General features: G+C 41.4%; 11 protein-coding genes and 1 tRNA gene. 11 read left to right on the forward strand and 1 reads right to left on the reverse strand.

Annotated elements, in window-relative coordinates:
- The first annotated feature begins 44 nt into the window (after positions 1 to 44).
- The 10 genes from ACFQWC_RS01115 to ACFQWC_RS01160 all read left to right on the forward strand — a co-directional run bounded on the left by ACFQWC_RS01115 (position 45) and on the right by ACFQWC_RS01160 (position 12,384).
- Positions 45 to 121, forward strand: a tRNA-Arg gene (locus tag ACFQWC_RS01115).
- Between the two features lie 107 nt (positions 122 to 228).
- The gene (locus ACFQWC_RS01120) at positions 229 to 1,233 is read left to right on the forward strand and encodes a tetratricopeptide repeat protein (RefSeq protein ID WP_377105688.1); all 1,005 of its coding nucleotides are present in this window, start codon (positions 229 to 231) and stop codon (positions 1,231 to 1,233) included.
- Positions 1,234 to 1,393: 160 nt separating this feature from the next.
- Positions 1,394 to 2,680 (forward strand): trigger factor, encoded by a 1,287-nt coding sequence (gene tig, locus ACFQWC_RS01125; RefSeq protein ID WP_377105690.1) that lies wholly within the window; start codon positions 1,394 to 1,396, stop codon positions 2,678 to 2,680.
- Between the two features lie 650 nt (positions 2,681 to 3,330).
- Positions 3,331 to 4,602 (forward strand): ATP-dependent protease ATP-binding subunit ClpX, encoded by a 1,272-nt coding sequence (gene clpX, locus ACFQWC_RS01130; RefSeq protein ID WP_113969530.1) that lies wholly within the window; start codon positions 3,331 to 3,333, stop codon positions 4,600 to 4,602.
- 429 nt (positions 4,603 to 5,031) lie between these two features.
- Entirely contained in the window at positions 5,032 to 6,690 is a 1,659-nt protein-coding gene (gene lonB / locus ACFQWC_RS01135; protein ID WP_377105693.1) for an ATP-dependent protease LonB, read from the forward strand.
- Between the two features lie 171 nt (positions 6,691 to 6,861).
- Positions 6,862 to 9,186 carry an endopeptidase La gene (gene lon / locus ACFQWC_RS01140; RefSeq protein ID WP_299738823.1) on the forward strand — a complete coding sequence of 775 codons (2,325 nt, stop codon included), beginning with the start codon at positions 6,862 to 6,864 and terminating at the stop codon, positions 9,184 to 9,186.
- Positions 9,183 to 9,767 (forward strand): ribosome biogenesis GTP-binding protein YihA/YsxC, encoded by a 585-nt coding sequence (gene yihA / locus ACFQWC_RS01145; RefSeq protein ID WP_299738821.1) that lies wholly within the window; start codon positions 9,183 to 9,185, stop codon positions 9,765 to 9,767. The genes lon and yihA overlap by 4 nt, the downstream gene beginning before the upstream one ends.
- A gap of 330 nt (positions 9,768 to 10,097) precedes the next feature.
- Complete coding sequence (locus ACFQWC_RS01150; RefSeq protein WP_299738819.1) at positions 10,098 to 10,880, forward strand: transporter substrate-binding domain-containing protein; 783 nt, start codon at positions 10,098 to 10,100, stop codon at positions 10,878 to 10,880.
- Positions 10,881 to 10,979: 99 nt separating this feature from the next.
- Positions 10,980 to 11,627, forward strand: a complete 648-nt coding sequence (locus tag ACFQWC_RS01155; protein WP_044339486.1) for an amino acid ABC transporter permease — start codon at positions 10,980 to 10,982, stop codon at positions 11,625 to 11,627.
- Positions 11,628 to 11,643: 16 nt separating this feature from the next.
- On the forward strand, positions 11,644 to 12,384 hold the full coding sequence (locus ACFQWC_RS01160) for an amino acid ABC transporter ATP-binding protein (RefSeq protein WP_044339672.1): 741 nt from the start codon (positions 11,644 to 11,646) through the stop codon (positions 12,382 to 12,384).
- A 57-nt stretch (positions 12,385 to 12,441) separates the two neighbouring features.
- Here the strand turns inward: ACFQWC_RS01160 and ACFQWC_RS01165 are convergent, their stop codons facing one another.
- Positions 12,442 to 12,933, reverse strand: coding sequence for a LiaI-LiaF-like domain-containing protein (locus ACFQWC_RS01165; protein WP_377105696.1), 492 nt, complete (start codon positions 12,931 to 12,933; stop codon positions 12,442 to 12,444).
- Between the two features lie 394 nt (positions 12,934 to 13,327).
- Between ACFQWC_RS01165 and hemA the strand changes: the two genes are divergently transcribed.
- The gene (gene hemA / locus ACFQWC_RS01170) at positions 13,328 to 14,680 is read left to right on the forward strand and encodes a glutamyl-tRNA reductase (RefSeq protein ID WP_299739650.1); all 1,353 of its coding nucleotides are present in this window, start codon (positions 13,328 to 13,330) and stop codon (positions 14,678 to 14,680) included.
- Positions 14,681 to 14,683 lie beyond the last annotated feature (3 nt).

Raw genomic sequence — 14,683 nt, forward strand, 5'->3', positions numbered from 1 at the left:
TGCTATGTGAATATAATAAATATTGTCCTTGAAAAACAAATCACGTCCCAGTAGCTCAGCAGGATAGAGCAACGGCCTTCTAAGCCGTCGGTCGGGAGTTCGAATCTCTCCTGGGACGCCATAAATCCTACATATACAAAGCTTGCCTGCATTGGGTAAGCTTTTTTTGTTATCTAAAAGATATCGTGCTAAACTAATACAAACTAACAGTATAGGTAGGTACGATTTATGACTAAGGGAAACCAAGAAGGAAAAGGAAAGATTGTCCAGTTCCCGGGATTGAAGGATCGGCTGTTGGAAAAGGGCGTGCAGGCACTGGAAAAAGGAGAGGTTCATGAATCCTCCCAGTTGCTCACACAAGCCCATGAATTAGAACCTGATAATCCCGATATTAATACGGCACTCGTGCTTTCTCTTTATGAAAGCAAGCAGTACGACATAGCGAGATACATATGTAAAGAGATGCTTCTTGAAGGAATCGGCGACTATTTTGAAGTCGTTGATATGTATTTGATGATACTCATCCAGCTTCATCAGCACAGGGAAGTAGTGGATACGATCCACGCCCTGTTTGATGAAAAAGAAGTGCCTTTTGAAAAGGAAGAACATTTCAAAAAGCTTCTGCACTTTAGTGAGAAAGTATTGAATGGTAAAGCAGTGATTCCAGATGAAGAGACCCCTAAAGAAGATCAATCATCCATATTGAACGGGAAGAGTTTAGAGGAGCAAACCTTACTGGTAGCTCAACTGGTTCACCGTAACATAAAGCCCTTTATGGGAGAGCTGCAATCTGTCTTAAAGGATTCAGAATCCCATCCATTTCTGCAAACGATGATTTTAAATGTTTTTAGAGAGCATGGAGTGGATAAAGAAGTGGATATTACTAAGCTTGGAATGGAAGATAGGGTTTCACCAGCTGAATTGGAAGATGTGTTCGATTCTGATTTCTTCACCAAGGTCACAGATTCCCTGGATGATCTTTTGGCGCAGACGAATCCTACGCTATTTCAGCACGCGCATGAATTACTGAAACGGCATGCCTTTCTTCTCTATCCTTTTACATTTGAGGAGGAACCGAAAGAAATCGCTTCGGTGTATGCCTACTACACAGCGGGGATGTTTGCAGATGCGATCCTTGAAAAGGAGTTAAAAGACCAGGTTGAAAACACGCAATCTCAGGGGATTCTTTCAAGACTTAGGGAACTAGAGGAAATTTCCTCTCCTAATATTTAAATGCTGTCTGTTGAAAGACAGTGGCTGTATGTTATAATGTAATGGTTGTAATGTAAAAGTTTTTCATATATTTACGATGATAGTGCTAGATTCATACAGGACTATCTACTACTATGCGTAAAAAATTCAAGATCAATTATAGATTGTTGGAGGGAACAGTATGTCTGCAAAATGGGAAAAGCAAGAAGGAAACCAAGGAGTTCTTACAATTGAAGTAGAAGCTGCTAAAGTAAACGAAGGTTTAGACGCAGCGTTCAAAAAAGTTGTAAAACAGGTGAACGTACCAGGATTCCGTAAAGGGAAAATGCCTCGCGGTATGTTCGAAAAACGCTTTGGAGTAGAATCACTTTATCAAGATGCATTAGATTTCATCTTACCTGAAGCATATGCGAAAGCAATCGAAGAAACTGGAATCGATCCAATCGACCGTCCGGAAATCGATGTTGAGCAAATGGAAAAAGGCAAAGATCTAATCTTCACTGCTAAAGTACAAGTGAAACCAGAAGTGAAACTTGGCGAATACAAAGGTCTTGAAGTAGAGAAAATGGAAACAGAAGTAACAGCAGAAGATGTAGAAGCTGAACTTACTTCACTTCAAGAAAAACAAGCTGAGCTTGCTGTTAAAGAAGAAGGAAAAGCTGAAGAAGGCGACACAGTAACAATGGATTTCGAAGGATTCGTTGACGGTGAAGCATTCGAAGGCGGTCAAGCTGAGAATTATTCACTTGAATTAGGTTCTGGTCAGTTCATCCCAGGTTTCGAAGAGCAATTAGTTGGTGTAACGGCTGGAGAAGAGAAAGAAGTAGAAGTTTCTTTCCCAGAAGAGTATCATGCAGCTGAACTTGCTGGAAAACCTGCTACATTCAAAGTGAAAGTTCACGAAATCAAAGCGAAAGAACTTCCTGCATTAGACGATGAGTTCGCTAAAGACGCAGACGAAGAAGTTGAAACACTTGCTGAACTTAAAGAAAAAATCGAAAAACGTCTTCAAGAGTCCAAAAAGAACGAAGCTGAAACAGCTGTTCGTGAAACTCTTGTAAATAAGGCTTCTGAAAATGCTGAAGTAGAAATCCCAGAAGTAATGGTTACAGCTGAAGTAGACCGCATGATGCAAGAATTCGGTCAACGTCTACAAATGCAAGGTATGAACCTTGACCTATACTTCCAATTCTCTGGTCAAACAGAAGAAGATCTTCGCGGTCAAATGAAAGAAGATGCTGGTAAACGCGTTCGCACAAACCTTACACTGGAAGCAATCGCGGCAGCTGAAAACCTTGAAGTAACTGAAGAAGAAGCAGAAGAAGAAGTAAACAAAATGGCTGAACAATACAACATGTCTGCTGACAACATCAAACAAGCTCTAGGCGGCCTTGACACACTTAAAGCTGACCTGAAAGTACGTAAAGCATTAGAATTCCTTGTTGAAAACAGCAAAACTGTAGCATAATAAAAATAGCTAACAAGGCGCGATTTCTTCGTGCCTTGTTTTGTACAATGAAATGAAGATCCTGCTAGATTTTGACTCATTCGTGTGAAACGAATGTTTCACACGCTTTTCAGCTTTGCTGAAAAGTAGCCACCATCCTCAAAAGCGAAAGAGCAAACTCGTTTGCTCTATCGCTTTTGAGGATGGTGGCATAAAAGAGCCAAAATCTCGACTACACTAAGCTTTACTTCGAACTTATGTGTATGAGCAAACGAGTTTGCTCCAGGCGTTTTTTGTTTCTGTGGCAAAATGAGCCAAAATACTATACTCTATCTAATAAGAAACTTTATCCATCAAACAAGAATAAGAACCACTATTTTTGGAAAAAGCTTATTTAACGGGGTTGCATTACTTTTCACCAGGAACATACATAATTGGATTTCTTACATTACCTGACTTCAATTGGACAAGATACTAACTAGCAATGTAAAATATTTGCTAAAATGCGTGTTACATAATAAGATGATTCTTAAGAATCGTATCAATTTCTTTACGAACATATAATATGATAAAATGCAGTACATAACTTTAGGTAATAGGGATGTAAGGAATCGTTCGTTTGATGAAACAGAGCACGATTTTATGAAGTTTTAACGAAGGGGTGAAAATCATTGTTTAAATTTAATGATGAAAAAGGACAACTAAAATGTTCTTTTTGCGGAAAAACACAAGACCAAGTTCGTAAACTAGTCGCTGGACCAGGTGTGTATATCTGCGATGAGTGTATCGAACTTTGTACTGAAATCGTAGAAGAAGAGCTAGGTACAGAAGAAGAAGTAGAATTCAAAGACGTACCTAAACCTCGTGAAATCCGGGAAATCCTGGACGAGTACGTAATTGGTCAAGATCAAGCCAAGAAATCTCTGGCTGTAGCCGTTTACAACCATTACAAGCGTATCAACTCAAGCAGCAAAGTCGATGACGTTGAACTGTCTAAGAGTAATATTGCGATGATCGGTCCGACAGGTAGCGGTAAAACCTTACTTGCACAAACACTTGCACGTATTCTGAACGTACCTTTCGCGATTGCCGATGCCACTTCTTTAACAGAAGCCGGTTACGTTGGGGAAGACGTGGAGAATATTCTATTGAAATTAATCCAGGCAGCCGATTACGATGTAGAAAAAGCTGAAAAAGGCATCATCTACATCGATGAAATCGATAAAGTAGCGCGAAAATCTGAAAATCCATCCATCACTAGAGACGTTTCAGGTGAAGGTGTTCAACAGGCACTTCTGAAAATTCTTGAAGGTACAGTAGCAAGCGTTCCGCCTCAAGGGGGGCGTAAGCATCCACATCAGGAATTCATCCAGATTGATACGTCCAATGTACTATTCATTTGTGGTGGGGCTTTTGATGGAATCGAGCAAATCATCAAACGCCGCTTAGGTCAAAAGGTGATTGGCTTCGGTTCTGATCCTAAAAACGCAGAAGTAAAAGAAGACAAATCCCTTCTTTCTAAAGTCGTACCTGAAGATCTATTGAAGTTTGGGTTAATTCCAGAATTCATCGGTCGTTTACCAGTGATTTCAAGCCTTGAGCCTCTTGATGAAGAAGCGTTGGTCGAAATCCTGACAAAACCTAAAAATGCGTTGGTAAAACAATATCAAAAAATGCTTGAATTAGATGATGTAGAGCTTGAGTTCACTGAAGATGCTCTTCTTGAAATCTCTAAAAAAGCAATCGAGCGCAAAACGGGTGCCCGTGGATTACGTTCTATCATCGAAACCATGATGTTGGATGTGATGTTCGATCTTCCTTCTCGTGATGATATTAAAAAATGTATCATTACAAAAGAAACGATCCTTGAAGATGCGGCTCCACATCTAATGCTCGAAGATGGAACCATGATCGATCCAAACGAAGAAAAAACATCAGCTTAATAGCTTAAGTAAAGCCAAGAATGATCCTTCATTCTTGGCTTTTTTAATGAAACAAAAATGCGTGAGTATATATTGAACAGAAAGGAACAAAGATAGCGATTTGATGGAGTGGTGGAAAAGTATCATTAATGGAAATTACAAAAGAACTTTTTACATTAGTTTTGTTGATTGAAGCGGAAGGTGCTCGACTCCTGCGGGAAAAGCGGAACAGGTGAGACCCCGGAAGCGAAGCTGAGGAGGCTCACCGCCCGCCACGCGGAAAGCGAGCATCCTGGAGCGGAAATCAACCATTACATGCTTAGGTGCATTTAGGAATAGTCCCGAATTTCTTATTTTTACTCATTTTAGAACCAGAATTTTTTTGTTTATTCCCACATGGTCAAGGAGATACTAACCGATAACAACTTGTATCTACTTGGAGGGAGACGAATGAGCTTTACTAGCATCGCTTTGTTTATCCAGTTATTCTTCGGAATAATCATTGGATTGTATTTTTGGAACCTCTTGAAAAATCAGCGAACGCAAAAAGTTTCCATTGATCGAGAGTCAAAAAAAGAGATGGAAGAGTTACGAAAGATGAGATCCATTTCATTAACTGAACCTCTTGCAGAAAAAGTAAGGCCATCAAGCTTTGATGATATTGTTGGCCAGGAAGATGGAATTAAAGCACTGAAAGCTGCGTTATGCAGCCCTAATCCTCAGCATGTCATCATCTATGGACCTCCCGGAGTCGGGAAAACCGCAGCTGCCCGATTGGTCCTGGAAGAAGCCAAGAAGAATATGAAATCCCCTTTTAAACCTGCAGCTGTTTTTGTTGAACTGGATGCCACAACCGCACGTTTCGATGAACGGGGAATTGCCGATCCGCTGATTGGGTCTGTGCATGATCCCATCTATCAAGGAGCGGGAGCCATGGGACAAGCTGGGATTCCCCAGCCGAAGCAAGGGGCTGTAACGAATGCCCATGGCGGGGTATTGTTCATTGATGAAATAGGAGAATTGCATCCTATCCAAATGAATAAGTTATTAAAAGTATTAGAAGATCGCAGAGTGTTTCTTGAAAGTGCCTACTATAATGAAGAAAATCATCAAATTCCTACCCACATACATGATATTTTTAAAAATGGCCTTCCAGCAGATTTCCGTTTGATCGGTGCGACCACTCGTACCCCGAGTGAAATTCCACCAGCTATTCGCTCGAGATGCATGGAGGTATTCTTTAGGGAGCTTGAGCATGATGAAGTGAAAAAAGTAGCTGCCAGAGCCGTTGAGAAAGTGGAAATGACGATTAGTGACAAAGGTCTTGAAACGCTTGCCTCTTACGCCCGTAATGGCCGTGAAGCGGTCAATATGGTCCAGATTGCAGCTGGAGTAGCCATTACCGAAAATAGAAAAGAAATCTTTGATCATGAACTGGAGTGGATTATCCAATCCAGTCAGCTTTCTCCACGATATCAGAAAAAAATCAATGAAGAAGCTACTATTGGATTAGTAAATGGGTTAGCCGTAACAGGGCCCAATACTGGTTCTCTACTTGAAATTGAAGTAACCGTTATCCCGGCAACGGATAAAGGGCTGATTAATGTGACGGGAATCGTGGAAGAAGAAAGCATCGGAGATCGAAGTAAATCAATCCGAAGAAAAAGCATGGCGAAAGGCTCAATTGAAAACGTGATTACGGTGCTTCGTTCCATGGGGGTCCCTGCCGATCAATACGATATACATGTGAACTTTCCTGGTGGAGTACCCGTAGACGGACCTTCAGCAGGGATTGCCATGGCACTGGGCATCTATTCTGCCATTTACCGAATTCCAGTGAAGCATACCATTGCTGTTACCGGTGAGATCAGCATCCATGGTCTCGTGAAACCAGTCGGAGGCGTGACGGCTAAAGTGAAGGGCGCGAAATTGGCTGGTGCCACTATAGCGATCATCCCTTATGAAAATCAGCAGGCAATGTTAAGTGAAATCGAGGGTATCGAAGTGATCCCGGTGAAACAGCTAAAAGAAGTATTGGATCTGGCTCTTATGAAGGAAACACCACATCAAACTGATCTCATAACAGAACAAAATAAGAAAAGTGTATAGACTGTTGACCGATTCGGGTCTATCCGAATCGGTTTGTTTTTGAATGAAAGAGAAAATGGAATAAGCGTTAAACGGCATGAATAAAGTTGTAAATACCTATTTAATAGACACTACCTAGTAAATAAGTTAGAATTGTACAAAGACTTAGAGCAAAATTCGGAGGTGTTATATGTGGCAAATCAAAATAATTTAACGGTTCCCCTCCTTCCATTAAGAGGCTTACTTGTGTATCCAACAATGGTCTTACATTTAGATGTTGGACGTGAGCGCTCCGTACAAGCTTTAGAAAAAGCCATGATGGATGATCATTTAATTTTCTTAACCACTCAAAGAGATATGAATATAGATGAGCCAACACAAGAAGATTTTTACGAAATGGGAACTCTTACAAAGGTAAAGCAGATGCTCAAATTACCGAATGGAACGATCAGAGTTCTGGTTGAGGGTTTAAACAGGGCATCAATTGAATCATTTACAGAGCAAAAAGACTTCTACGAAGTGGAAATAAAGGAATTCAAAGATTCCGATGTGAAAGAATCAGAAACAGACGCTTTAATGAGGACGTTATTGAATTATTTCGAACAATACATAAAACTTTCAAAAAAAGTTTCAGCCGAAACGTATTCCACTGTTTCAGATATTGAAGAGCCGGGAAGACTTGCGGATATCGTTGCCTCCCATCTTCCGTTGAAAATGAAAGAAAAGCAAAATGTACTTGAGACTCTTGATATCAAGAAGCGGCTTCAAATGGTGATCGAGACCATTAACAATGAAAAAGAGGTGCTGAGTCTCGAGAAGAAAATCGGCCAGCGTGTGAAGCGTTCCATGGAAAGAACCCAAAAAGAGTACTACTTACGGGAACAAATGAAAGCCATTCAAAAAGAACTGGGAGACAAAGAAGGAAAAACGGGTGAAATTGAAGATTTGACTGCGAAGATAGAACAAGCGGATATGCCTGAGGATGTTGAAAGAACTGTATTGAAAGAGCTTGCCCGCTATGAAAAAGTTCCATCAAGTTCCGCTGAAAGCTCTGTCATACGTAATTATATCGAATGGCTTGCATCCCTGCCGTGGTCGACTGAAACAGAAGATCAATTAGATATAAAACGTTCTGAACAAATCTTAAACCGGGATCACTACGGTCTTGAAAAGGTAAAAGAGAGAGTGCTTGAATACCTGGCTGTCCAGCAGTTAACTCAATCCCTTAAAGGACCTATCCTATGCCTTGCCGGACCTCCGGGTGTCGGGAAAACGAGTTTGGCCCGTTCTGTGGCTGAATCACTAGGTCGAAATTTTGTCCGAATTTCCCTCGGAGGCGTTCGTGATGAGTCAGAGATCAGAGGTCACAGGCGTACGTATGTAGGTGCGATGCCCGGTAGAATCATCCGGGGTATGAAAAAGGCAGGCACCATCAACCCTGTTTTCCTCCTTGATGAAATCGACAAAATGTCAAGTGATTTCAGGGGAGATCCTTCTTCTGCGATGCTCGAAGTACTCGATCCTGAGCAAAATTCGAATTTCAGTGACCACTATATTGAAGAAACGTATGATTTATCCAAAGTCATGTTCATCGCAACGGCGAATGATTTATCGACCATTCCCGGCCCGCTCCGGGACAGAATGGAGATCATTACGATCGCAGGTTATACAGAGCTTGAAAAATTAAATATCGCGAAGCATCATTTATTGGAGAAGCAGATTAAAGATCATGGCTTAAACAAATCGAAGCTTCAGGTCAGGGATGAAGCGATTGTCGATATTGTTCGTTATTATACAAGGGAAGCAGGGGTGAGGAGCCTTGAACGCCACCTTGCAGCCCTTTGTAGAAAAACGGCCAAGATCATTGTCTCTGGTGACAAGAAGCGCGTCGTGATTACGTCCAGCAATATTGAAGAGTTCCTCGGGAAGAAAAAATTCCGCTATGGTCAAGCTGAAATAGAAAACCAAATCGGTGTTTCAACAGGTCTTGCTTACACTACGGTTGGCGGAGATACGCTGCAAATCGAGGTGTCCTTAGCACCGGGTAAAGGAAAGCTTGTATTGACGGGTAAATTGGGGGATGTCATGAAAGAGTCGGCTCAGACGGCATTTAGTTATGTACGTTCGAAAGCGAAGGATCTTGGGATCGACGAGTCTTTCCACGAGAAATATGATATTCACATCCACGTTCCTGAAGGGGCAGTTCCAAAAGACGGTCCTTCAGCAGGCATCACTATTACGACGGCACTTGTATCAGCGCTGACAGGTAAATACGTCAATCGTGAAGTAGGAATGACCGGTGAAATAACTCTGAGGGGAAGAGTACTTCCAATCGGGGGAGTGAAAGAAAAAACATTAAGCGCTCATCGTGCGGGAATTAAAACGATTATCCTTCCGAAAGATAATGAAAAGGATATAGATGATATTCCTGAAAGTGTGAGGGGAGAATTAACGTTCATCCTTGTATCCCATATTGATGAAGTCTTAGAGAAAGCATTAGTAGGTGAAAAGAAGTGAAAGTAAATCAAGTTGAGCTAGTCATCAGTGCAGTCAGGCCTGAACAATATCCTGGCGATTTTCTTCCTGAGTTTGCCTTAGCGGGACGCTCGAACGTGGGGAAATCCTCATTCATCAATAAAATGATCGGTCGCAAGAGCATGGCAAGGATTTCATCCAAGCCAGGTAAAACCCAGACGCTGAACTTCTATAAAATAGAAGAGACCCTCTATTACGTGGACGTACCTGGTTACGGTTTTGCCAAAGTATCAAAAACAGAACGGGAAGCATGGGGAAAGATGATTGAAACCTACATCACTTCCCGTGAGCAGTTAAGGGCGGTCATCCTGATCGTGGACCTGCGCCATGCGCCAACCAATGATGATGTCATGATGTACGATTTCCTTAAGCATCATGAGCTTCCATGCATCGTCATCGCCACCAAAGCGGATAAGATCCCGAAAGGCAAATGGCAGAAACACCTGAAAGTAACAAGGGAAACGTTGAATATGGACAAAGAAGACGACCTCATCATGTTCTCTTCCGAAACAGGCCTTGGAAAAGACAAAGCCTGGGACGCCATCAAGTCTTATTATAAATAAGCTTTAAAAAGAACCGATTTCCACATATGTGGAGACGGTTCTTTTTTATGACTAAATAATGACAGCACCCATATAGCTTAAAAGTAGTATAAAAGAGGGTCTACTGAACTCCGTATAAGGCTGATGGACCTATATCATCAAAGCATATGAAAGGAAATAAAAGGATAGAGACGCATATGTACCTGTAACCGAGCTGAATCCGCTTCATCCAATAAAATGGATAATTATAAGCTGTAGAAGCTATATTTGAATTTTGAGAATTTTCTCTTTTGTTGATAAAATTATGAAAGATTAAAAATATTACAAGCTACATAAGGGGGACTCTAGACAGTGAAGAATTGGAAAAGCCTAGTCTTGTTAGTCATTTCTGTGCTTCTTCTATCAGCCTGTGGCGACAAAGCCACAACAGAAAATGGTGCGAAGTTAGTAGAGGAAGGTAAATTCATTTATGCAGCTTCAGGTGAATTTAAGCCATTCAGTGTAACAAATAATGATGGAACCATGTCAGGTTTCGATATTGAAGTGGCAGAAGCCGTTGCGAAAGAAATGGGTCTTGAACCTGAACAGAAGAAATTTAAATTTGCAGGAATTGTAGAAGGAGTGAAATCGGGTCGTTTTGATGCGGCGGTTGCCAGCCATACGATCACGGATGAACGCTTGAAGGAAGTAGACTTCTCAACTCCTTATTATTATTCTGGCCCGCAGATCTTCGTTCGTCCGGACAGTTCGGTAGAAACATTGGATGATTTGGAAGGAATGGAGATTGCCGTTTCCAAAGGATCTACTTACGCAGAGACTGCCCAGGGAGTAACGGATAATATTCAACAATATGATAGTGATGTAGTCGCATTAGAAGCATTAAATAAGGGTAAACATGATGCCGTTATTACCGACTTCATTACTGGTAAAGAAGCGATCGCTGCAGGTTTGAACGTTGAAGCCCGTGAACTGATCGGGCGCAGTGAGCAAGCCATCGCCGTAAGTAAAGAAAATGAAAAGTTATTGGATGAAATCAATAAAGCTCTTGAAACTCTAAGAGAAGACGGTACGTTAAAGAAAATCAGTGAAAAATATTTCAATACAGACATCACATCAGATCCTGAAGAAGAGTAAAGGCAGCATGACACAGAGCGAATGTGCTTCTATGCGCATTCGCTTTTTGTCCGTTACCGGGAGAAGCTTACACGTATTGAATTGACTGGAGGGAAGTTCATGCACTTTTTTGAAACCTTAACTGGTACATATGATGTATTTCTTAAAGGGATGTTATTAACATTCCAATTAACCTTTGTTTCTGTCCTTATTGCGATTGTGATTGGTTTGTTTTTCGCGTTTCTCAAGATTTCCGGAATCAAGCCATTGGAACTATTAGCGGATTTATATATTTTCGTTGTGCGGGGAACACCTTTAATTGTTCAAATCTTTATTTTCTACTTCGGATTAACCTCATTAAATATATCAGGCTTCTGGTCTGTTGTTATGGGTCTTGCTTTCCATAATGGTGCCTACATCGCCGAGATTTTCCGTGGAGCCATCCAATCCATTGATAAAGGGCAAATGGAAGCGGGACGGTCCCTTGGAATGTCTCTTGGATTGTCCATGAGAAGGATCATTTTGCCGCAAGCATTCAGACGAGCCCTGCCACCACTTGGTAATCAATTCATCATTGCATTAAAGGATTCATCTCTTGCATCATTCATAGGGATGTTCGAATTGTTCAGTGTGGCAACGACGCTTGGTTCCAACAACTTCGATTACATGACCTACCTGCTCGTTGTAGCGATCTATTACCTGGTTCTGGTACTGGTATTCTCAACGATTGTCAATATCATAGAAAAACGGATGTCAGTTAGTGATTAATAAAGATGCGGGAGGGATGAGTGTGAGTCAGGAAATGATTAAAGTGGAAAAATTAAATAAATCCTTTGGTGATTTACACGTACTGAAGGACATTGATATCAGTGTAAAGGAAAGTGATGTGGTTTGCCTCATTGGAGCCAGTGGATCAGGGAAGAGTACATTGCTTCGCTGCTTAAACTTCCTGGAACTGAAAGACAATGGAAAGGTTGTCATAGAAGGCGATGAAGTCAACCAGGATACACATGATTTAAATAAAATCCGTCAAAAAGTCGGAATGGTATTTCAACATTTCTACCTTTTCCCTCACAAAACGGTCCTGGAAAATGTGATGGAAGCACCGGTATACGTCAAAGGGGTTTCAAAGGCCGAAGCAAAGAAGGATGCGAAAGAGCTATTAAAGAAAGTCGGCCTGGGGGATAAGGAAAATGTCTATCCATCCAAGCTATCCGGTGGACAGAAGCAGCGTGTGGCCATTGCAAGGGCCCTGGCGATGAAGCCTGAAATCATGCTCTTTGATGAACCTACCTCAGCACTTGACCCTGAATTGGTCGGAGAGGTCTTGGCAACCATGAAGGAGCTTGCTTTAGAGGGGATGACGATGGTTGTCGTGACCCATGAAATGGGGTTTGCCCGCGAGGTAGCCGACTGGGTCGTGTATATGCACGATGGCAGGATCGTGGAAGTAGGACCTCCCCAGGAATTGTTCAACGCTCCAAAAGAGCAGCGGACAAGAGAATTTCTGGATTCAGTTTTATAATAGAATTCACAAAAAGCCCGGAGTGATTTCCGGGCTTTTATTATGGAGTACATAGAATTATTTTTTCTTTATAAACAATAAGTAGACGCCGATACCAATGATGATCATCGGCCAGAATTCCCAAGCGGTCTCCACCACATTACCTCCAATGAAGCCAAACCATCCCGCCGCTTTATCATAGAATAAGAGAATGATAGAAAGGGTTAAAAAGAGCACACTTTGAAAAAGTCCTGCTCTCGTTTTCTGGTACCTGAGCAGGAAACCCAAGGCAATGATCAGAATGAAAGTCCCCATGTGATCAGGCCAGATTTCGAGTCTATTGACAACATGAAAATGCAGACCGAATCCAACGAGAATCGTTCCCGGTAATATGGCTTCATAATCTCTCCCTCCATATCCCTGTCCGAGAAAAGCAAGTCCAACAATCATCAGTAAAGTAGGCCACGTGAAGAACTCCTGAAACAGGACTATGCTCGCCTGCTGTAAGTAAAAGTATGCCCCAAAGCCGATTAAGATCATACCTGGGAAAATTCTTTGTTGTTGTTTCATACTCTTCCTCCCGTATCTTTTAATACTAAATGTTTTAAATACTGTTTTTTCAGGGAAAATAATACATACTACTAATAATAAGCCCGGATGTCCAGGTAAGAAACCTTTCCATTACTTGATTCTTTAGGCTTGTTTTGGTACCCTACATTAGTAGGTGATGTCGAAATATAATAGATTTTTTTAGAATTGAAAATGCTTTCATGTTCATTCTTTGTTAATCTTAAATGTATATGATGAAATAAATGTTTAGCAAGTACCGGAAGAAGCATGCCTTCTTACCTTTATAAATGTATCATACTTAGGTTTCAATTTCTGTTCACATTTACGGGTCAGGAGCTTTTTAGGACATGTTATAATGAGAATAATGATTTTAGTTGGGGGTGTAGTGCATAGCATGTATACAATAGTCGTTGGTTTGAATTACAAAACGGCCCCTGTTGAGATTCGTGAGCGTTTATCATTCAATGAAACTGATCTTCCTTTCGCTATGAAGGCTTTAAAGGAAAAGAAGAGCATTCTGGAAAATGTGATTGTTTCTACATGTAATAGAACGGAAGTCTATGCAGTAGTGGATCAGCTTCATACAGGTCGTTATTATATTAAAGATTTCTTATCTCAATGGTTCGATATAGATAAAGAGGAGTTCACACCTTATCTGTTCATTTATGAACAAGAAGGAGCAGTCGAACACCTTTTTAAAGTTGCGTGCGGTTTGAATTCAATGGTGTTGGGAGAAACCCAGATCCTCGGGCAAATTCGTTCAAGCTTCCTGAATGCACAGGAATCAGGGGCGACTGGTACAGTATTTAATCATCTGTTCAAGCAGGCAGTGACGGTAGCCAAAAAGGGTCACTCCGAAACAGATATCGGTTCCAATGCTGTGTCTGTCAGCTATGCAGCCGTTGAATTAGCTAAAAAAGTATTCGGCAGCCTGGAGAAAAAACATGTTCTTATTCTTGGTGCCGGTAAAATGGGAGAACTAGCGATCCAAAACCTTCATGGCAGCGGAGCGACTAAAGTGACGGTCATTAATCGTACGTATGAAAAGGCACAAACCTTGGCAGAACGTTTCAGCGGGAACGCTAAAACAATGAAGGAACTTCAATGTGCCCTCGTGGAAGCGGACATTATGATCAGTTCTACGGGTGCAAAGGAATTCGTGATCACAAAAGAAATGATGTCCCATGTGGAAAGCATGAGAAAAGGTCGACCTCTTTTCATGGTGGATATTGCGGTACCCCGTGATCTGGATCCTTCCATCGGAGAATTAGAAAGTGTTTTCCTTTATGATATCGATGATCTGGAAGGCATCGTTCAGGCAAACCTGGCTGAGCGTAAGAAAGCAGCCGAGCAAATTGAAATCATGATTGAAGCCGAAATTGTGTCCTTTAAAGAGTGGTTGAATATGCTTGGGGTGGTCCCGGTTATTTCAGCTCTTCGACAAAAAGCACTCTCCATCCAAGCTGAAACGATGGAAAGCATCGAACGGAAAATGCCTGACTTAACAGATCGTGAGCGAAAAGTGTTAAATAAGCATACGAAGAGCATTATCAATCAGTTGTTAAAGGATCCAATCCTGCAAGCGAAGGAATTCGCGGGCCTTCCGGATGCTGAAGATAAACTGGATTTATTTATCAATATTTTTAACATTGAACAACAAGTGCTAGAGCAGAAACAAGTAAAAGCAGCCAATGAAAAGACTGAGAGCGATCTTAAGCTTGTACCACAACCTTCTTTTCAAGCATAAGTG

This window comes from Rossellomorea sp. GCM10028870 (genome assembly GCF_042666755.1).
Classification (GTDB): Bacteria; Bacillota; Bacilli; order Bacillales; family Bacillaceae_B; genus Rossellomorea.